Below are 20,783 nucleotides of genomic sequence, written 5' to 3'. Positions count from 1 at the left end.
GGCCGGCGGGATGAACGACCGCGCCGAGCCTGCCCCCTTCCGTAACACTTTCGACTTCTGCGGCCCCTTGTGTGATCATCCTCAGGCCGTCGCCGCGCTCGCGCCCCGGAAACGGACGGGGGAGGGGACGGGGCAGCGTGGCAGCGCCTCGACCAGGGCGCCCGGCACATCGCGCACGGCGCACGCACGTCATCGAGGACGTCACGCGCCGAGGGGGAACCAGAGGCCCGTTCCGGCCGCGGCCACGAGCGGCTGCCGGAGCCCGGGACGTCAGGCGACCCGCCGTCACATCCACCCGCCGTACCGCCGCGGGCCCCTCGACCAGCGCCGCCCCACGACCACGGGACGGCCGACCACCCGGGGAGGGCCGGGGCGGCGACGCGCGGCGCGTCCCCTCCGAACGACCCTCCGAGAAAGAAGAAGCACCGTGCACATGACGTCACGCGCCGCGCCCAGCAGGCGTGGCATCGTGGCAGCGCTGATGGCCCTGGCGATGGTCCTGGGCATCGACACGCGTCCTGCCGCAGCGGAAGGAGTGCCCGAGTACGACAGATCCGACGTACTCGAGGCGTGGAAGTACGGCGGGCCGGGGGTTCGCAAGGCCGCCGAAGCCGTCCTGACCGGCTCGGACGCGGACGTGCGGACCTTCATGGCCGACCGGCTGCCCGGCATCCACGAGCACGACCTGCGCGTGCAGGTCATGCAGGCCATGGCGATGGGGGGCCCGGGCACCCGGGCCGCCGCCGACGCAGCGCTCGACCATGGAGTGGACGAGCTCCAGGCGTTCCTCGACGACGGGATCCTGCGCCCGTACGACGAGGACCTGCGCGTCCGGGTCATGCAGATCATGGCCAACGGCGGACCCAGCGTGAAGAAGGCCGCCGGCACGGCCCTCCAGGGGTCGTCCGACGACTACCTGGCGTTCATCAACACGGGACAGTTCCCGCCCCGCGCGGACGACAACCGCGTCCAGCTCATGACCCTGATGGCGACGGGCGGGCCGAACGTCAAGAAGCTCGCCCAGCAGGCGATGGACGGCACTGCCGAGGACGTCCAGGAGTTCCTGGACCACGGCTGGCAGGTCGCCGCCGCGCGCGACCAGGAGAACCTGTCCATCGCGCAGCTGGCCGCCCTCGCCGACCGGGCGCAGAAGCAGGCCACGGCGCTGACCGAGACGGCCAAGGAGGAGGCCGCCAAGGCCGAGGCCGCCACCCGCAGGGCGAAGGAGGCTGCCGAGGAGGCGGCCCGCAAGGCCAAGGCGGCCCAGGAGTCGGCCGGTGAGGCGTCCGCGGCCGCGGCCCAGGCGGCTGCCGCCGCCCGCCGGGCGGCCGACTCCGCCCGCACCGCCATCTCCGCGGCCGCGGCGGCCAACCGCTCCGCCCGTGTCGCCGCCACCGCCGCCGCGCAGGCCGCCTACGCGGCCACCCGCGCCGGCAGCGCCGCGTCGGCGGCCCACTCGGCCGCCGCGGCGGCCGCCGGGGACGCCACCCGGGCCAAGCAGGCCCGGGTCGCCGCCGAGAACGCCCGCACCGCCGCGGCCGGCGCCACCAAGGCCGCCGACGCCGCCGAGCAGGCCGGTGTGGCCGCCGACAACGCCGCCAAGGCCGCGGGCGCCGCGGCCAGCGCCGGCACGAACGCGGCAGCGGCGGCAGCGGCCGCCGCGGAGGCCGGCCGCTGGTCCGGACAGGCCGGCGGCAAGGCCGCCGAGGCGCAGGCCGCGGCCGACGCCGCACAGCGCCAGGCCGCCCAGGCCACCCGTGCCGCCAACGCCGCCCAGGCCAACGCCACCCAGGCCGCCGCCGCGGCGCGCCAGTCCCGCAAGGCCGCCAACGACGCCGCCACGTACGCCAGGGCCGCGGCCACGGCCGCCGACAAGGCGGCGGACGAGGCGGGCAAGGCGGTCGACGCCGCCAAGGCGTCCACCGCGGCCGCCAACGCCGCCTCGCAGGCCGCCACCCTCGCGAAGAACGCCTCCGACCAGGCGAAGACCGTTGCCGCTCTCGCCCGCAAGACCGACGCCGAGCGGCTCGCGCAGCAGCAGTTCGAGAACGTCCTGGCCGCCGAGGAGGCCAAGAAGGCCCATGACGAGCACGTCGAGGCCGCCCAGGCGGAAGCCGGGCGCGTCCAGCGGCTGAACGCCGAGACGCAGAAGCTGTGGCAGGAGGCCGCCGCGGCGGCCGACGTCCGCGAAGCGGCCGGCAAGGGCCGCCAGGTCGCCGTCAACCTGCTGGGCTCCTCGGGCCAGTGGGTGCGTACCCAGGCGGAGATCGCCCTCGTGGGCGGCGACGACCAGGCCGCCGCGTTCGCGCGTACCGGGCTCGCCGTGGCCATGGAGCAGGACGACCGCGCCGCCGTGGCGCACGTCGCCGCCACCACGGACAAGCCGGCGCAGCAGCAGGCCGCCCTCGCCGTGCTCGACAAGCCGATCGGCCAGGTGCGCGAGTTCCTCCGCACCCGCCACTACCCGGGCAAGGAGGACGACGACCGCGTCGCCGTGGCCCGCATCATGGCCGCGGGAGGCCGGGGGGTACAGGCCGCGGGCAGCAAGGCACTCGACGGAACCGCCGCCGACCTGCACGAGTTCCTGGAGGTCGGCCAGTACAAGGCGCGCGAGGACGACGACCGCGTCGCCGTCAACCAGGCACTGGCCACCGGTGGCCCCGAGGTGAAGGCGGCGGCCCAGGCGGCCCTCAGCGGTCCCCCCGCGGCGCTGCGCGCGTTCCTCCGGACGGGCCTGCCCCGGGCCCAGCAGCGTGACGCCAACGCCGCCGCGCACGTCGCCGAGATCGACGTCCTCCTCGCGTCGGCGGCCCGGTCGGCCGCCATCGCCCAGCGGGACGCCGCCGAGGCGCAGCGCGTCGCGGCGAACGCCCGCAAGAACGCGGCCGACGCCGTCAAGTGGGCGAACGAGGCGAAGGAGTCCTCCGCCCGGGCGAACACGTACGCCCAGCAGGCGGACGCGGCGGCGGACGAGGCCGAGGCATCGGCGGCCCGCGCCGCGGAGTCGGCGAGGCAGGCGCAGAACGCCGCCGCAGCGGCCCGGGCGGACGCCCGCGCCGCAGGCGTCTCCGCGCAGCAGGCCCAGCGTTCCGCCAGCCGGGCCGCGACGTACGCCACGCAGGCCAACGCCTCCGCCTACCAGGCGCAGGTGTCGGCGCAGGCCGCCGACAAGGACGCCGCGGCGGCGGCCAAGGCGTCGACCGAAGCGCTGAAGATCGCGGCCGAGAAGCTGGTCGCAGAGCTGAAGAAGCAGGTCGAGCAGGAGCTCCGCGAGGCCAGCAAGCCGATGACCGACGCGGAGCTGCGCAAGGTCCTCGAGAAGCGCCTGGTGAAGTTCCGGGGGAACCTGCTGAGCGAGGGCGAACTGAAGCCGGGCGAGGTGCTCCTCGTGTGCGGTGCCGACGGCGCCGGAGGCATGGGCTGCATCACCACCACGTACCTCGACCGGCTCATCGCCTGGTTCGTGGGCGCGGAGGACATCGAGCGCTGCCTCAACGAGTTCGAGCCGTCCTGCCTCACCGACCTCGCCATGAACGCGCTCAAGGTGAAGGCGCTCAAGAAGGTCCGGCCCTCCTGCCCGAAGGCCCGTTCGTACAGCGGTGCGGGCACCGTGAAGATGCGGATGGCGTCCGTCTCGGCCGCCTCGTCCACGCCCGCCCCGGGCAGCAGCCCGTGCGTGCCGTGGATCCAGCCCGGATCGCTCCCCGCGGCCGAGGAGCGCGCCCTGACCGACACGCTCGCCCACCTCGACGCCGGTACGGTACCCACCGGGCCGACCGCGACGAAGTGGGGCACGAAGTTCAAGAACTGGGGCAACGACCTGCCCGGCGCCCAGGGCCCGCAGTCGCCCTACCGCGAGTACCGTGTGACGCCGCCGCCGGGCGTCGGCGGCGCGGGACCGCTCCGGGTCGTCAAGAACATCCAGACGGGAGAGGTGTACTACACGTGGACCCACTACGGGGACTCCGGTCCGCCGGCGTTCGTACGCATCCGGTGATGCCGCGGTGAACCTCGAACCGGGCGTGACGTCCGTCCGTACGCGGGACGTCGGACGGATCGTCGAGGCGGCGGAGGCGGAGGACTGCCCGCTGTACCAGTTCTCCACGGAGGACCACCGGGGCGCCCGGGCCTTCTTCGACGCCGTCCGGCACACCCTGCCGCTCGACCCGCCCGTCGTCGGCTCCGGCAGCTGGGACGCCCTCTCCGACTCGTTGTGGGAGGGTATCCACACGCTTCACCGCCGCCGGGTCGCCCTGCTGTGGCGGGACGCGACGGCCTTCCGCGACGGGAGTCCCGAGGACTTCCGGATCGCGGTCGCCGTCCTGGCCGACGTGGTCGAGACGCTGGCGGATCCCACCGCGACGGTGGGCCGCCCCACGGACGTGTGCGTGTACATCGCCGCGGACGACGACTGAACCGGGCGGGCGGTCACCGCGCCGCGGTGACCGCCCGCCCCACGATCCCCCCGGCACCGTTGCACGCCGCCGGATGTGTCCCCGGACACCGTCATCGCGGCCGGCTGACCGGCCGGACGAGCCCGGCCGCGCAGTACGGCCGGGCTCGTCCCAGACCGCTCACGAGCGGGGGCGTGGAGGACGAGGTCGTCGCCGCCGCGCGCGTGGATCACACGGGGGGCAGCGGTACGCGGCGCAGGCAGCCGGAAGGCGCAGTCCCGTCACCCGCAACTGGGTCACCCGCGTGTGGAAGGCCGCGGCACGCATCAGATGGTCCGCGATGGAGACGACCTGGCGATTGTCGGGCAGCGCGAGGGCGGTGCCCGCCGTCCAGCCGTTGAAGGCCCCCATCGCCGGCCCGCACCAGATCTGCCAGTCACCCCGGCGCTCCTCGGCACCGGAGATCGCCCAGCGGCTGGCCATGGCGAGGTACCAGCGGAAAACCATGGCCATGCGGTACTTGGGGTCCTGCTCGGCCCGGCGGTGCCAGTCCGGCTGGTGGGCCAGCAGGTAGTCGGCCGTGTCCTGCCAAGCCGTGGCCAGGGGGCGTCTCAGGATCCGTTCCTCGACGTCGCGGCGCTCTCGGGCCGGGAGCTCGTCGAGACCGGCGTGCTCCCGGTAGAGGCGGTACAGCCGTGCGGCGGTGCCGGCGAACCGGGTTCCCCGGCTGAGGACCTGCACCGTGCCGCCCTGCTCGAACAGATCGGCGGCCGGAGCCATGGTGTAGTCGGTGAGCCCTGCCTGGGCCAGCAGCCGTTTGACGCCAGGCGACGTGCCCGCCTCCGTCGCGCTCTGGTTGACCGACCCCGTGACGACGTAACAGGCTCCCAGCGTGAAGGCGGCGGTGATCGCTTCGGGAGTCGCGATCCCTCCCGCCGCGCCGATCCCGATCCGTTCGGCGGAGGGGTGTTCACGGGCCACACGGTCACGGAGCCGCAGGATGGCGGGGAGGGCGACGACCAGTGGGCGGCGGTCGGTATGGCCGCCGGAGTCCGCCTCGACGGTGATGTCGTCGGCCATGGGAAGGTGGCGGGCGAGCTCGGCCTGGAGCTGAGTCACCTCGCCCCGGGCCACCAGGTCCGCCACGAGATCCTCCGGAGCCGGCCGCATGAAGAGCTCCGCGACTTCCTGGCGGGAGACCTTCGCCACGACGCGGTGTTCGGCGCGTACCCCGCCGGCGGAGTCCCGCCGCAGCCCGGTCAGCCGGTAGCGGACCAGGTCCGGGGTCAGTCGGACGAACGCGGAAGCCTCCACGCAGGGCACTCGGTGCCGCAGGCACGCGTCGACGCAGGCGCGTTCCTGTTCCGGAGAGACCGGATGGTGGATCAGGTTGCAGGCGTACGGCGTCCCGGTGCCGCCGAGCGAGCGCGCCAACCGTGCCAGTGCCTGGTCCACGCGGTCCTCCGGCAGACCGGCGGCGCCGAACGAGGCGAGGTAGCCGGCCCTGGCCAGGCGCAGTACCAGCTCCTCGGAGGCGATGCCCCCGGCCATCGCCCCGGCCATGTACGCGTATCGCAGGCCGTGCCGACGTCGGAAATCCGATGAGCCGAGCCGCTCGGGCGGCTGCGGGGCCGCAACCGCGAGGAGCGTGGTCCCGTTCCCCGGCCCGGGTGGGTGAGGCGTCACACCGACCCGGCCTCCACTGCCGACGACGTAGCACGGGCGGTCGAGATCGGCGAGGACGGCGTACACACCGTCGGCCTCGTAGTGGACATCGGTGTGGTCGCCGTCCTGCCGGACGGTCGTTGGCGTGGTCATCGGGTCTCCTCGGCCGGCTGTCGCAACGCCGCTGGACGGATGTCGAGTTCGGTGGGCCCGGGCTTGGGCGCGACACCGGTGGGCCCGGCTGCGGCGACCGTCGTCCGCAGGCCGGAAGGGGAGTCGCCCTGCGGCGCGACAGGTCCGTGGTCGTGCCGCGTGCCGGGCCGAGAGCCGGGCGCGCCGGCCCGCCTGATCAGCCACGCGTCGATGGCCTGGTGCGCGGTGAGGACCTCACTGTGTGCGCGCTGGACTTGCCGCGCCAGGCGCATGATGAGGGCGGCCGCCTCCGCCTCGGCGTCACAGCCGGCTCCGGCCCGCAGCGCCGTCAGTACGGGCGCCCGGCGGGCGGGCGGTCGCCTCGGACACGACCGGTGCGCCCGGGGTGGGCCCGGACGGGACGGCTTCGGCCCCGGGGGCTTCGGGCGGGGACGACGCGGTGCCGGGCGTGGGTGTGCCGGCGGGCTGGTGGCACCCTCACGCCGACGGAATGGCGGACCTACCTCCCGGGCGTCCCGTACCGGCGGGTGCTGAGCGCGGCGGCGGCCCGGTCCGTGGGGCGCCGCGGTCGGCTCAGGACGCCGCTCGACTGCCCGGGCCGGCCGCCGCCGGAGCCGGCCCGCTGCCACGCCGCACGCCATCGTCCCGCGACCGGTACACCCGCCTCGTCGGACCGCGCTCACCCGCCCCGCCGGACGCGGGCCTTCGCCGGGGCGGGGTGGGCCTCGCACGCGCCCGGCGCCCCCGCCGGGCCCGGCTCACGGCCCGGTGGCCGCCCGCACGTCGCCCGGTCCGCGTGCCGGCTCCCGGCGACCCGGGGGCCCGGCTCCCACCCCTCCCGCCCGGCGCCGATCTGCTGCCGTTCCGCCCCTGGACGGGTCCGCGTGCACGACACGCGCCAGAGCCTGGCAGGATCCTCCTCATGTCCACCAACGTTTTCTTTGACATCACCATCGACGGCGACGCCGCGGGCCGGATCGTCTTCAAGCTGTACGACGACGTCGTCCCCAAGACGACCCGGAACTTCCGTGAGCTGGCCACCGGCGAGCACGGCTTCGGCTACGAGGGCTCGGGCTTCCACCGGGTCATCCCCGACTTCATGCTCCAGGGCGGCGACTTCACCCGGGGCGACGGGACCGGCGGCAAGAGCATCTACGGCGAGAAGTTCGCCGACGAGAACTTCACACTCAAGCACGACAAGCCGTTCCTGCTGTCCATGGCGAACGCCGGCCGGAACACCAACGGCTCCCAGTTCTTCATCACCACGGTGCTCACGCCGTGGCTGGACGGCAAGCACGTGGTCTTCGGCGAGGTAGTCGAGGGCCAGGACCTGGTGACGAGGATCGAGTCGCTGGGCTCGCCCTCCGGTGCCACCCGGGCGAAGATCGTCATTGCCTCCTCGGGCGTCGTGGGCGAGTAACGACGAAGTCCGGGCATCACCGCGCCCAGCCGATCCCAGGCTCGGCGGGCGCGGTGAGCGATGCCACACCGCCGGCCGGCGCGCCGTCCCCTCCGCCGGCGGGGCGACGGGGCCGAGGGCCGTTGGCGGGGGCGAGGGCCTGACGAACTGCTCCGGTCGGCCCCCGCCGCCCGTCGTCCGGCGCCCCGGCCCGCCCCGGGCGGCCGTGCCACCGGCCGTCCGGCATCCCGTACGCGGGCCCGCGCCCCCCGGCCCCTTGGGCTCCCCGGTTCCCCGGGCTCCCGAGGCCTGCCGGGCCGGACGTTCCTGCGGGCGCGCGCCGGTTGCCCCCGAGCCCTCGGTCGCGGGTGCCGAGTCGATGTCCGCCTGCCTGGCGGGCGGTCGACTACCCGGTTGCCGTCCCGTGACCGCCCGCCGCCTGAGCACCCGTCATCCGGTGGGAGAGCAGCAGCGCATGCTGCTTCGGGCGGACGACGGTCACCGTGCCCGGCGGCCGCCCGTTTCCGTCGTTCCCTGCGCGCCCTGCCCGACGCGCGGGCCAGGCCCGCCTACCCGCACCGCGCGCTCGTCCGGCCAGACCGTCAGATCCCCGACTGTCCGCGTCCTGGCGTTCGGCGAGAGACCGGCCCACCCGCCCACCGTCTGTCCGTCGTCCAAGTCGTCGCCAGGACAACGCCGGGGCCGGGGCCCGCTCCGCTGGTCCCGCCCGGGCCGGTGCTGTCGTTCGGTACCGGATCCGCCCGCGCGGACCTGCTGCTGCCGACGGGAGTGCGGCGGTACGGCCGCGTCGCCCGACCCCCGGCGCGCGGCCGACCTCTCTCACGCGCCGAGCCCGGGAACATCCACAACCCGGCCGACGCGGGGCCCCGCGTCGTCTCCTGCCCGACAGCACCTCCCTGTACGGCGGCACCTGCAACGCCGAGAGGGGATGAGTCGCCGATGTGGCGGAACGTCAACTCAGCCGCCGTGGCGCCACACCGACGCCTCCTGCCGAGGGCACTTGGTGAACAAGGAGGCCATCGTCTGCATCATTTATAAGATCATCTTGTCTCCAGCTTTCCCTCGACACGTCCATAAGGAAGCAGCCATGTCGCGTGCTCGTCCCTTCCGTTTAGGCACCTCGCGGCCTCGGCCGCGATGACATCGCCATGCCCTTGGTGTTGACCACCACCTCCGGTCACGCGGTCACCGGTACGGCGTCCACCGGCACCGCCCACGCGTTCACCGCGAGGTGGAGATCGGCGAGGGTGACAGCCAGCGCGCCTGCTCCGGCGTCCTGATCGACCCCCGGTGGATCATGACGGCCGCATCCTGCTTCGGCAACGGCCTCACGGAGGTCGCGCCCGGCAAGCCCTCGGTGAAGACCGTTGCGACGGTCGGCCGTACCGACCTCACCACCACCGCGGGGCTCGTCACCGATGTCGTCGAGCTCGTTCCCAGACCCGGCCGTGACCTGGTACTGGCCCGCCTGGCGGCCCCCGCGACCGGGGCCGCCCCCGTGCCCGTGGCCACCACCCCGGCCACCGCCGGTGAAACCCTCATCGCGGCGGGATTCGGCCGGACCAAGACGGAATGGGCCCCGCTCCGGCTCCACACCGCCACCTTCCACGTGGACGGGGTGGCGGACACCACCATCGACATCACCGGCAAGACGGCGGGGGACGCCATCTGCAAGGGCGACACCGGTGGCCCCCTGCTGCGCCAGCGAGACGGCCGGTTCGAACTGGTCGGCATCAACAGCCGCTCCTGGCGGAGCGGCTGCTTCGGAGCCGACCCGGCCGAGACCCGCACCGGCGCGATCGACACCCGGGTCGACGGGCTCGGCGCGTGGACCGCCCTGACGACGGGCGCACGCTGGGGCCAGGCCGGCGAGAGCGCCGACGCCTCCCAGGAACTCGCGGGCGACTTCGACGGTGACGGCAAGGCCGACACCGCCGTGCTCCACACCTACCCGCCCGCCGCGGGCGGCGCCAACCACACCGGCCTGTGGACGTTCTCCAGCACCGCCACGAGCACGTACAACCCGGTCAGGCCCTGGGACAACCTCGCCGCCGGGCCGGGATCGTGGAATGGGGACGCGTCCAAGCCTGTGACCGGTGACTTCGACGGTGACGGCAAGACCGACGTCGCGGTCCTGTACGACAACGGCCGGCAGGCGGACGGTACGTACCGCACCACCCTGTGGACCTTCACCGGCAATGGCGCCGGTTTCGACGCGCCGGTGGTGAAGTGGAACTCCGGCACCGGCTCCTGGAACTGGGACCGGTCGAAGCCTGTGGCCGGTGACTTCGACGGTGACGGCAAGACCGACGTCGCGGTCCTGTACGACAACGGCCGGCAGGCGGACGGTACGTACCGCACCACCCTGTGGACCTTCACCGGCAATGGCGCCGGTTTCGACGCGCCGGTGGTGAAGTGGAACTCCGGCACCGGCTCCTGGAACTGGGACCGGTCGAAGCCTGTGGCCGGTGACTTCGACGGTGACGGCAAGACCGACGTCGCGGTCCTGTACGACAACGGCCGGCAGGCGGACGGTACGTACCGCACCACCCTGTGGACCTTCACCGGCAATGGCGCCGGTTTCGACGCGCCGGTGGTGAAGTGGAACTCCGGCACCACCTCGTGGGACTGGAACCGCTCCAAGCCCGTGACCGGTGACTTCAACGGCGATGGCAAGACCGACCTCACCGTCCTCTACGACAACGGTCAGCAGGCGGACGGCGCCCACCGCACCGCCCTGTGGCGGTTCGCCGGCACCGGAACCGGGCTCGCCAACCCCACGCGAGTCTGGGACAGCATCAACATCGCCCGCTGAGCAGGCCGTCGCCCGCCTGGGGACGGTTCCCGCGACCGGCACCGTCCCGGGCGACGCGGGCCCGCGCCCGCTGAGGCACGCTTGCCCGTACGAGGAGGCCCCGGGTGTTCCCGCCCGGGGCCTCCGGCGTGGGCGGGTTCCGTAGGGAGGGCCAGTCCGCGGCCGGCCGCCCCCCGAGCATCCCGGACCACCTCTCGGGATCTCGCGGCACTCCGGACCTGCGCGCCGGGGAAGAGAACGGTGACAGCCCGGGGTAGCTGCGGGTCGGCGGGTCAGAAGAGGGCGTCCTGGTCGGGCTCCTGCCGGGGCAGGTCGGCGCCGTCCTCACCGCGCCACTTCGCCTCCAGGTGCCGCCGCCACCCCGGCGGCGGCGGAAACGGGATGCCCCACTCCGCGAGCTGCTTCTTCGTCCACCCACCGTTCTCGGTCATCGCGGCGGTCACTTCATCCGGGGAGGGCACGTAGCTCGGCACGCGTCCATCATGCACGGCCCGGTACCCCTCCGGGACGCCTTTTCGCCTGCACGGGATTGCCGGTGGCGACGCGGTCCTGGAGGGGTTTAACGCCGTTGCGTCGCCAGGGCGGCCCCTTCGTCGAGGGAGCTGATGGTTCTGCCGGCGCAGGTGGACTGGGGCCCAGCGGCGCATGTGCGTGGCGAGGACCGGACGCTTCCCGGGAACGGCTGCCTTCTCGTCTTCCCCGACGATGACGTCGCGGCGGAGTCCAGCTTCGCGCCTGGCGATGATGGCTGCCGTGTCCTGCATGTGGCGGCCGGATCCGGCGCTTCGTGTGGGGGAAGCAGAAGCCGGCACCGCCTGGGGCGAGATCGTCAACGACTCCTTCCGGACCCGTGGCGAGGACCCGAAAGCCGGGCACCTCCGCAACGTCCGCCGATCCTATGACGTCGCATGACCCCTCCCGCCGAGCACGGCAGACCGTCCGGGGCCGGACGCCTCTGATCACCCGAACCGGCGAGAGCTGCGCGCCGGGCAGCCGGGGACCGACCGTCTCCCTCTGCCCGGGGGCAGCGGCTGTAGGCAGGTGTTTCGGCGGGACGGCAACCGTTCTCGAGTCTGCGGCAACTGTTGGGCAGCCCGTTCCTCACGGGCGCCCCCCACGTACGGACAGATGGGTACACACGCATGACAGAGCTGAACGGCCGCGGCAAGGCGCGGCACCGCCGAAGGAAGACGGTCCTGCTGGCAGGGATTCCGCTGGCGCTGGCCGCCGCAGGGGCCATGGCCTACGGCACGGCTTTCGGGGTGTTCGGAGAGGAGGCACAGCCGAAGGCCGCGGCGGCGCCCTCGAGCGCGTCCGCCTATCCCGGTCCCGGGCGGGTCACCGGTGACGTCGTCGTCCACGATCCGACCATGTTCCGTGCGCCCGACGGGCGTTACCTGCTCCACTCCACCCACGGCAACCTGGAGGTCCGCACCTCCACCGACCGCGTCGCCTTCAGCCGCAAGGGCGACGCCTTCTCGAAGCCGCCCGCTTGGTGGTCGCGCTACTCGGCCGAAAACGACCCGTGGGCACCCGACCTCTCCCATCACGGCGGCCGGTACCTGATGTACTACTCCGTCTCCAAGTTCCACTCCAACACCTCCGCCATCGCCCTCGCCACCTCCACGACCGGCCTGCCGGGCAGCTGGAAGGACCAGGGCATCGTCTACTCCTCGACGGCCGGCAACGACTACAACGCGATCGACCCGGACCTGTTCGTCGATGACGACGGCAAGTGGTGGCTGGCGTTCGGCTCCCACTGGAGCGGGATCAAGATGATCCGTCTCGACCCGGGGACCGGCAAGCAGTACGCGGGGGACACCACCCGCCACTCGCTCGCCTCGCGTTCCGCGGCGCCGAGGGCGGTGGAGGGCCCGACCGTGGTCAAGCGGAACGGGTACTACTACCTTTTCGCCTCGTATGACACCTGTTGCAGCGGTACCGCCTCCACCTACAAGATCAAGGTCGGCCGGGCCACCAAGCCCACCGGGCCCTACTACGACCGCAACGGCGTCGCGATGAACAACGACGGCGGCACCGTGGTCATGGCGTCACACGGATCCGTGATCGGCCCCGGCGGCCAGGACATCATGCCCGACGGCGGCAAGGACCTGCTCGTCTACCACTACTACGACGGCAAGGGCAAGGGTGCTCCGAAGCTCGGGGTCAACCTGCTGAACTGGAGAGGCGGCTGGCCCACCACCTACTGACCGGCGCTCGGCCGCGAGGAGACGGTGGTCCGACGCAAGGACCGCCTGCGCTGCTCCCCGTGCGCGGGGATCGGCCCCAGCCACAGAGGTGGATCTGTGGCTGGGGCCGTCGTACGCGCGCCGCGTCGGGACATGGACCGGGCTGGTCGTACGGTCGTCCCCCTTTACTCGACGTGCCGCTCGGCAGCCTTGCCCGGCGCGTTGTCGTGCTGCCGGCCGGACCGGATGGCAGCTCCCCGTTGCGACGCCGGCCGCTGTCCGGCCGCGCGCGGCCGTGGCGCGCCCAGCCCCAGCCCCGGCCCAGGCCGGTGCCTCCTGCCTCTTCTTCGCGGTCTGCCTGCCGCTGGCCCGCGGACCGCGGCCGTTGCCGCCGCCCTGCCGCCGCGGCACCGTTCTGCCATCGAGCCGCCGTCCCGAAGGCCGCGAGCCCGCTGGGCCGTCGCCGTGTCGCGGGTGCGTCCGCCGTAGGCGTCGTTGTTCCGCCACCGCCTGGCCGGCGTTCACCGGTGGTGCCGGCTTGGGCTGCCGTTCCGTTCCCGGCTCGGCCACCGCGTCCGTCCGTTCCCCTGGGCGGGGCGGTGTTGCCCCGTCCGGTCGCCCCCGGGGTGTCTCGTCCACCGCCGCGCCGCCGGGCGGGTTTGGGCCAGGTACCGCTCAGCCGGCGCTCTGCGGGGAGACGTCCTGCGGATCCGCGGGGAGTGCGGAGACCGGGCGCTCGAAGAAGGTCTCCAGGACGACCGTCGCCTGCGTCCCGCTGACGCCGTCGATCGCGTAGATCCTGCGCAGTACGTCCTGGAGCTGCTCGGTGGTCGCGGTTCTCACCTTCACCAGCACCGACGCGCTGCCCGCGATGACGTGTGCCTCCATGATCTCGGGGAGTGCGGCGAAGCTCTCCGCCGAGTCTCCCATCCATGAGGTCGACTCGACCATCACGTAGGCCAGGACGCCGCACCCGACCGCCGCCGGGTCCACCTCGGCCATCGTGCGTCGGATGACCCCCCGTTCCCGCAGCTTCCTGACCCGCTCGTGAGCGGCACCGGCGGACAGGCCGGCGGCCCGGCCGAGCGCGGCGTACGACTGGGTGGCGTCCTGCTGAAGCTGCGTCAGCAGGATGCGATCGATGTGATCCACAACTCTCCGTTCGGCATGACCTTGTGCAGACCATATGCCATCCTGCAATCTCGCACTTGAGTCGAACCAGATTCTCCATGGTCGCCATTTGTTGGACGGAAGGACACCCGATGTCCGGTGAGAGCCCCGCGCTGTACGAGAGCTTCGACGACCGGTTCCGTGCCGGACGGTGCACGAACGGTGACGAGGGCCTCGAGGTCCTGTACACCGGCTGCCGCTGGGCCGAAGGGCCGGTCTACCTGCCCGCCTGGCGGCAGCTGATCTGGAGCGACATTCCCAACGACCGGATGCTGCGCTGGGACGAGGAGACGGGCTCCGTCAGCGTCTTCCGCCGCTCCGCCGGGCACACGAACGGCAACACCCTGGACCTCGAGGGGCGACTCGTCACCTGCGAGCAGGGAAACCGCCGGGTGACGCGTACCGAGCACGACGGCACCATCACCGTGCTGGCCGACCGCTGGCAGGGAAAGCGCCTGAACAGCCCGAACGACGCGACGGTGAAGTCCGACGGTTCGATCTGGTTCTCCGACCCGGACTTCGGGATCACCAGCGACTACGAGGGCTACCGTGCGCAGAGCGAGATCGGCTCCAACAACGTGTACCGAATCGACCCGGCCACGGGCCGGGTAAGCCTGGTCGCCGACGGCTTCGGCGCGCCGAACGGCCTCGTCTTCTCGCCCGACGAGCGGCAGTTGTACGTCTCCGACACCCAGGCGGGGTTCATTCGGGTCTTCGACGTACGGGACGACGGCACGCTGTCGGACGGCCGCGTCTTCGCGGCGGCCGGAGCCCGCGCGGCGGCCCGCTTCGACAACCTCCGCTTCGATGAGGACGGCCGACTCTGGGCCGCCGCGATGGCGGACGGCGTGCACTGCTACGACCCTGACGGCACACTGATCGGCCGGTTGCACGTGCCGGAGGCGGTGGCCAACATCTCCTGGGGCGCCGCCAAGCGCAACCGTCTGTTCATCACGGCGGAGACCAGCCTCTACTCACTGGTCATGGGCGTCACGGGGACACACCCGACAGGACCCGGGCGCAGGCCCTGGCTGGATCCGGCGCGCTGAGGCACTCGGCCGACGGACGGAGACGGGCGGACGGAACCGTCAAAGGGAACGCGCCCTAAGGGACGGTCGGATACCGGGCCTTCCCGGCACCGGCGGGTCGACGCGGACGCGGGCGATGACGACGTGGGCCCGGGCGCAAGCGTCGCGGTCGCCGGCGGTGACGAGGAAGGCCGGGGATCGACCGTGTCCGTCGCAGACGAGGTGGATCTTGCCGGTCAGCCCGCGCGAGAGCGTCCGAGTACCGGGTGGGAGCGGGGGGCACGCGACTCGGGTGACGTCCGGTACCGGCGTGGCCGAAGGGGCGGTGGCGTGCTTGAGCTGGGTACGGGCCGCCATGCTTCTCGGTTTCGACGGTGGCCCAGTGAGGGTGGACGGCGATGCGGACGGACAGGTCGGTGCAGTCCATCCGCAGCCGCTTGACCGTCTGCTTCTGATCGTCGTCCCAGCCCGGGCTGGCGTCGCGGCCGCCCGTGGTCTCCCCGGTGCGGGGGTGGACGTACTGGGCCGGCCCGGCGTCGGCTCCACGCTCCAGGGCAGCGCGCGGCGCAGGACGGCAGGCGCGGAGGTCGCCTGGTGCAGGCGGGTCCGCGCCGCGCGCAGAGCGCCGGGGAAGTCGTCCGACTCGCCTCCGGTGCCGCGCTTGAGTGGTTCGTCGGCGACGGCGCCGGAGGCTGTGGACCGCCCTGCACGGGCGGGTCTGCTCCGTGCGAGCCTGCCCGACTTCCCCTGGCCGCCGACCGGTACGGCAGAGCGCCTCGTTCTCACCCTCGGGCGCCTCACCTCGGCGCCCTGAGACCAACCGTCAACCCTGCGATGTCACAACCCCGTTGAGGGCCGGTGGGTGCGTGATCTCACGGTGACGGCGTCCGGACCGGAGTGTGGGGCTGCGGAGGGTTCCCGCAGTGTTCCCCGACCGGCGCCCGCGGTGCCGCTTCGGAGCCCTGGCCGCCGCCCGCTGCCTGCCGCGCCCGCCCCGCCCGAGCGCGTGGGTGCCGCGGCCCCGAGGCCCCGAGGCTGGTTGATCTCCTCGGCCATGACCGGCAGGGACATCTGCATGACCAGCACGGACACCTGGTGCGGCGAGGCCTCGTGGCCGCACCGGATCCGCAGCGCGGCGGAACTGCTGGCCGCCCTCGACGGCGACTTGGGGTTGTACTACCTGCACGGCCAGGGACCGGGGCCGGAGCCTTGGAAGGCATCCACGACCGCGTACGCCCGTTGGACGGGGGAGAGGCTCCGCGGCGCTGGCCTGCCCACAGCTCGTCGGATGGCCTGCCAGCCTCCGGGCGGTGTCAGTGGGGGGCGACAGGCCGCGCGCACGGATACTTCTCACGACATCGATCGCTGTGTGACCGTGCCGACACAACCGCCAGGCGGTTTCGCGTACGGCAGGTCACTGCCCATCGGTAATGTAATAGTCGTTCTTGAGGTACTCCAGGGTGTAGCTGCCGAGGTCGCTCTCGGTGAAGGTGGCGGAGGACCTGACCGCTTCGAGCGGCATCTCGATCTTGTCGAGGGTGCGCACGACGACGCGCTGCGGATCGACCGTCGCGGTTTGCAGGGCCTTCTTCTGCTCGGGTGAAATCATCTGGAACACGATGACGTACGTCGATGTGCAGGGACCGAATCCCTGGTCCTGTGCCTTCTTCGCGCCCGGCCCGGCCACTTCGCAGACCGTGTCGATGTCCTCACGCCCAAGGCCGTGGAGGTACTGCTCGTACCGGTGGATCGCGCGCTCTTTCGTCATGGGCGCGGGCTGGTTGCCGGTAGGGGAGGCCGACGGCTGCTCGGTTCCGGCGGACGCGGACGGTACGGCCGACGGCCCTTTCGCCGACGTGGACGCTGGTGGCTGCGAAGGCCCGTGACTGGTGACGGGAAGTTCCAGGAATGCTGGACAGGCCGGGCTGGGCCCAGGTGGTGAGCCGCTCGATGAGGGGAGCGGGTTCCTCGGCGAGGACCTCGCGGACGGCCTGACGCACGGCCTTCTCCGGCAGCGCCGTCACCTCCGGCGCCGCCTCGGCCGCGGTCTCCTCCCCGGCCGGGCCGCCACCTGCTCATCCGACACGATCAGCGACCCAGTCGTGCCGGCGCCCGGCCCAGGCTCCTCCCCCGTTCCTGGACTCCTGTCCGGGCCCGGGCTGGAACAGCGCGTCAGACCAGGGGGAACTTGGCAACGTACTCGTCGAAGGGTTCGATGCCGACTTCTGCACGGAGTTCGTTCATACGCTCGGGCTCTTCACAGGGCCACGGAGTCGGTACCCCGTCCTTCACGCCGGCGATTTGAGTGCCGTAGACCTGCTTGCGGCCCTCATTGACCAGCGTGCGGTCGCGCAGGAAGGCCAGCTCGCGCGGGCTGGCCGAGCCTGCCGACACCGCCTGCTGCATCAGATGGAGGGCGCGCCGCTGAACATCGAGCTGCCGGTCGGCGTGCTGGGCGATCAGCCATGCTGCACGTGCGGCCTCTTCACCGACCAGTTCTGCCGTCGGCCAGCCGTATTCGTCCATGATCTCGCCCAGCCGGTCACCGTGCCGGGCGGTCAGCCGCCGCCAGGCCAGCTGCTCGGCAGGGTCATCGCTGTTCGCGCGGAACGCGGACTGGTGATCGGCCGAGGCCATGTCCGCGAGCTCCACGGCCAGTGCGGCAACGTCGTGCGCCACTCTCGACTCCCGTGTCTGATCGGTGCGTTGTGCCTGTTGCCCGCAAGCTTAAAGGTGCAAATCAGACCTACAGGTCATTCCGAAGAACGATGACAGGCACCTCCCCACAGAGGGATGATGGATCCATCCCCAATGCCGGAGCCGGATCGCCAGGACAGTCACGGTGCCCTGGGGCATAGGCACGTTTGTCGAACCTCGTGGCTACGGCCCGGAAGTTCTTGAGGGCGTTGGTCGTCCGCTCAACTTCACTCCTTCGCTTGTGGATCGTCTCGTCGAAGCCGGTCGGTCGGCCGCCGCGACTGCCGCGACGCTGTCGGTTGGCCGGCTGGCTGCCCTGTCGGGGGATGGTGTGCTTGATCTGCCGTCGACGCCGGCAGCGGCGGTAACGGCGGTAACGGCGCGAGGATTACGCCTTGTCGCCGCCGAGATGATCAGGGCGGGTGCGGGGACGCCCGTCGTCGAGGCGGCCGACGCGGATACGATCCATCACGGGGATGAGCTGTGGGACATCGCCCCACTGGCCCGGAGTGATCAGCAGGGCCAGCGGAGGACGCCCGCCCCCTACGGCGAGATGAATCTTGCCGGTGAGACCGCTCCGAAATCGTCCGGGCCCTCGCCGGGACGGTGCTGCCGGGGCGTGCGTCCTTTCCCGGCGCCCGCGGGGTTCCCTACGCGCTTTCGGCGGCATGCTGGTGGGCTCGGCAGGAGGTGGAGTCCACCCTCACCATGGACCAGTCGATACGGCCCTCCGTGCTGCCCGTCCGTCGGCGAGCTGTCGCAGGTGAGGGAGGTCGTCCTGCCTGACCGGCTCGATCCATGTGTGGAGGTCTTCTCCGCGGTGCGTGCATCAGAGAGACGAACAGCGAGGAGGTCGGGACCGGTGAGACGGGCCTACGGGGCGGGAACAGACTGGTAGAGAGGCGACGAGACAGCGTGGCGGCCGGAGGGCGGCGGTGGGGTACGGGCCGTGGCAGGGGCAGCGACCGACCGCCGGACCGGACGGCAGCGGACGACGCGCGGCGGGGCGGTGCGGGGCGGGGCAGCGGTGGTGCCAGGCGCGGCGACGGGGCGGCGAGACGACGGACAGCGGCACCCGTGACAGTGGCGCGGGAGTGGAGCCGCCCTGCCGCCCTGGCTACCGCTCGCCGGTCTGCCCTCGCCGCCGTCCGTCCTCCACCGGCGCCAGGTGGCAATCGAGGAACCCCTCGGCGGGCGGCGGTGGAGTGGGCGGGCCGGAGGCGGAGCGGCGCTGCAAGGGGTCGGGGCAGCGGGGCGCCGGCCCGGTGTCCCGGTTGGACGGCGGTGGGGGCCTCGGCCCGGCGGTTCAGAGATGCTCTTGATTGGCGTTGTGCGGCGGCCGTGGCCGCCAGGCTGGGGCCACTGGGTGAGTCCGGTGGCCCCGGCCGGATATGTCAGCGAGGGTCGTTCAGGAGGTTGCTGATCTGTTCGTGGAGTTCGTGCGGCAGGTGGATGGTCCAGCGGTCGGCGGCCTCGGCGGCCAGGTCGCGGCTCCAGCGCCAGCTGTTGCGTGCCGCCGTGCGCACGTCCTGGTCGCAGGCGGTAGCCGTGGTGGAGGCGTAGCGATGGCGGTCAGTGTCGGGCAGGTCCTGTTCGAGCGCGCGGCTGGGGGTGAGCCAGTGGGCCGTGCTGTTGCGCAACAGACGGCAGAGCTGGAGCTGCTGGGGTGCGATGACGGTGTGCAGCAGGGCGTGGGCGCGGGCGATCTCGCCGCGGGCCAGGACGTGGGCGAGCATGAGCGTCCAGTTGGTCAGCTCGTCGGTGAGCTGCTGGGCGGTGGTCACCGGCTCGGGCGGCTGGAAGGTGGCCAGCTGTCGGGCGGCCTGGGTGAGCTGGCCGGTGCGGTCGAGCAGGATGGCGTCGTCGGGGCGGGGTAGGTGCACCATCCCTTGCCAGGTGGGGACTTCGTCGATGCCGGGACCGGCCGGGGTGAGGTGGAACTCGCCGCGCATCAGGTCGTCGAAGATGACGGCGAGGACGCCGTACATGTTGGTGTAGGAGAGCTGGAGCGGTGCGAGCTGTGCCAGAAAGCCGGGGCCGTCGAAGTCGGCGAGGCAGTCGTCCTGGATGTAGAGGTACGCCTCGATGTCGGAATGGGCGTCGGCCTCACCCACGGTCCACGAGCCGTAGAGCAGTACGCCCTCCAGCCGGGGGTCGGCGTGGGCGAGCTGTCGCAGGCGTGCGATGCGGTCGTCCAGGGCGGAACGAGCAGAGTGAACGGACATGGTGTGGTCGTGTCTCCTGAGGTGAGCGCGCGGGCACGCTGACGGGGCCCGGCACCTGCCGGGCGAATGTCTGTGGACCGTCAGGGTCCGCTCAGGAGAAGTTGCCCATAATCGAGATCATAGGGGACGGCTCAGCCGCCGAGTCGGCGGCAGGGGATGAGGGTGGCCGCGATACCGGCGAAGGCCAGGAAATGCTCGGCCCTGCGCTCGTAGCGCTGGTGCAGGCGGCGGCACCCGGACAGCCACGCCGCCGTCCGCTCCACGGTCCACCGGTGGCGGCCCAGCTTCTGGGAGGACTCGATGCCTCTGCGGGCGAGGCGCGGGGTGATGTTGCGCGAGCGGGGCCATTCCCGCGGGTCGTCGTAGTCGTAGCCCTTGTCGCCATGGAGCTCGGCGGGCCGCCGGTCGGCGGGGCCCGCGCCGGGAGCGATGGGCGGTATGCCCTGTACCAGGGCTTCAAGTCCCTGACTGCCGTGCGTCATCGCGGCGCAGATGCCGATCGAGAGGGGCAGACCGGTCCGCTCGTTGATCAAGTGGCTCTTTGCACCGGATGATTTCTTGGTGGGCACGAACGGCCGCTGAACATGACAGCGGCGGGCACACTGCGGGCGGGGCGGGGCGGGGCGGCGGAACGGATCCGCCACCGGGGCCGGAGCGGCAGAGGAGCAATGGAGCGGCCCAGCGCAGCACGCGGCTGGACAACGGCCCCGCCGGCGGCGCGAACGACGACGGCGACCCGGCGGCCGGACGACGACCTCACAGCGGCGACGCAGCGCCGTAGGGCGGCGGCGGCCCGGGGCGGCGGGGCGGCGGGGCGCGGCCGGACATGGGTGCGGCGACTGGGTAGGGGACCTGACGGCGGCGGTCGGGTGGGCGGTCGAGACGACGTGCGTGGCGGCTGGCGGTGGCCGGGGGGAGGCCGAACGGCGCGAGCCGGCTGCGCGGCCCGGCGGTGGCCCGGCCGGACGGCGGTGGGTGCCTCGGTGGCGGCGACACGGCGACGGGCCGCTCGTAGCCTCTGATCCAC

Annotated in this window: 12 protein-coding genes and 2 pseudogenes; 6 read left to right on the top strand and 8 right to left on the bottom strand. The window is 72.7% G+C overall.

The features are described 5' to 3' along the window. The first annotated feature begins 469 nt into the window (after positions 1–469). Together NRO40_RS00210 and NRO40_RS00205 are read left to right on the top strand one after the other, a co-directional pair. Complete coding sequence (locus tag NRO40_RS00210) at positions 470–3,997, top strand: ALF repeat-containing protein (RefSeq protein ID WP_257375302.1); 3,528 nt, start codon at positions 470–472, stop codon at positions 3,995–3,997. 7 nt (positions 3,998–4,004) lie between these two features. Beyond that, positions 4,005–4,415 carry a barstar family protein gene (locus tag NRO40_RS00205; RefSeq protein ID WP_058940090.1) on the top strand — a complete coding sequence of 137 codons (411 nt, stop codon included), beginning with the start codon at positions 4,005–4,007 and terminating at the stop codon, positions 4,413–4,415. 159 nt (positions 4,416–4,574) lie between these two features. Here the strand turns inward: NRO40_RS00205 and NRO40_RS00200 are convergent, their stop codons facing one another. Beyond that, positions 4,575–6,212, bottom strand: a complete 1,638-nt coding sequence (locus tag NRO40_RS00200) for a PfaD family polyunsaturated fatty acid/polyketide biosynthesis protein (protein ID WP_058940091.1) — start codon at positions 6,210–6,212, stop codon at positions 4,575–4,577. 922 nt (positions 6,213–7,134) lie between these two features. On the opposite strand from NRO40_RS00200, the gene NRO40_RS00195 reads away from it, so the two are divergent. Then, positions 7,135–7,632, top strand: coding sequence for a peptidylprolyl isomerase (locus tag NRO40_RS00195; protein WP_058940093.1), 498 nt, complete (start codon positions 7,135–7,137; stop codon positions 7,630–7,632). Between the two features lie 1,231 nt (positions 7,633–8,863). Next, a complete protein-coding gene (locus NRO40_RS00190) occupies positions 8,864–10,447 on the top strand; it encodes an FG-GAP-like repeat-containing protein (RefSeq protein ID WP_257375301.1) in 1,584 nt (527 codons plus the stop codon). 272 nt (positions 10,448–10,719) lie between these two features. Here the strand turns inward: NRO40_RS00190 and NRO40_RS00185 are convergent, their stop codons facing one another. Continuing rightward, positions 10,720–10,920 carry a hypothetical protein gene (locus tag NRO40_RS00185; RefSeq protein WP_079046738.1) on the bottom strand — a complete coding sequence of 67 codons (201 nt, stop codon included), beginning with the start codon at positions 10,918–10,920 and terminating at the stop codon, positions 10,720–10,722. 765 nt (positions 10,921–11,685) lie between these two features. On the opposite strand from NRO40_RS00185, the gene NRO40_RS00180 reads away from it, so the two are divergent. Next, positions 11,686–12,657, top strand: a complete 972-nt coding sequence (locus NRO40_RS00180; protein ID WP_198549240.1) for an arabinan endo-1,5-alpha-L-arabinosidase — start codon at positions 11,686–11,688, stop codon at positions 12,655–12,657. 654 nt (positions 12,658–13,311) lie between these two features. Here the strand turns inward: NRO40_RS00180 and NRO40_RS00175 are convergent. Beyond that, positions 13,312–13,788 (bottom strand): Lrp/AsnC family transcriptional regulator, encoded by a 477-nt coding sequence (locus tag NRO40_RS00175; RefSeq protein ID WP_058940095.1) that lies wholly within the window; start codon positions 13,786–13,788, stop codon positions 13,312–13,314. A 110-nt stretch (positions 13,789–13,898) separates the two neighbouring features. Here NRO40_RS00175 and NRO40_RS00170 point away from each other — a divergent pair, with 110 nt between their 5' ends. Continuing rightward, positions 13,899–14,855, top strand: a complete 957-nt coding sequence (locus NRO40_RS00170) for an SMP-30/gluconolactonase/LRE family protein (RefSeq protein WP_058940096.1) — start codon at positions 13,899–13,901, stop codon at positions 14,853–14,855. A gap of 1,393 nt (positions 14,856–16,248) precedes the next feature. Here NRO40_RS00170 and NRO40_RS00165 read toward each other — a convergent pair. The 5 genes and pseudogenes from NRO40_RS00165 to NRO40_RS00145 form a co-directional block, all read right to left on the bottom strand. Then, on the bottom strand, positions 16,249–16,602 hold the full coding sequence (locus NRO40_RS00165) for a hypothetical protein (protein ID WP_058940097.1): 354 nt from the start codon (positions 16,600–16,602) through the stop codon (positions 16,249–16,251). A 404-nt stretch (positions 16,603–17,006) separates the two neighbouring features. After that, the gene (locus NRO40_RS00160) at positions 17,007–17,513 is read right to left on the bottom strand and encodes a DUF6624 domain-containing protein (RefSeq protein WP_058940098.1); all 507 of its coding nucleotides are present in this window, start codon (positions 17,511–17,513) and stop codon (positions 17,007–17,009) included. Between the two features lie 138 nt (positions 17,514–17,651). Beyond that, positions 17,652–18,262, bottom strand: a pseudogene (locus NRO40_RS00155) (IS5 family transposase); the annotation flags it as partial. Between the two features lie 663 nt (positions 18,263–18,925). Next, the gene (locus NRO40_RS00150) at positions 18,926–19,756 is read right to left on the bottom strand and encodes a hypothetical protein (protein ID WP_058940099.1); all 831 of its coding nucleotides are present in this window, start codon (positions 19,754–19,756) and stop codon (positions 18,926–18,928) included. A gap of 131 nt (positions 19,757–19,887) precedes the next feature. After that, positions 19,888–20,304, bottom strand: a pseudogene (locus NRO40_RS00145) (transposase); the annotation flags it as partial. Positions 20,305–20,783: the final 479 nt, after the last annotated feature.

This window comes from Streptomyces changanensis, from assembly GCF_024600715.1.
In the GTDB taxonomy this organism is placed as follows: domain Bacteria; phylum Actinomycetota; class Actinomycetes; order Streptomycetales; family Streptomycetaceae; genus Streptomyces; species Streptomyces changanensis.
Note: the sequence above shows the minus strand (reverse complement) of the source record. Positions and strands in the feature narration are given on the sequence as shown.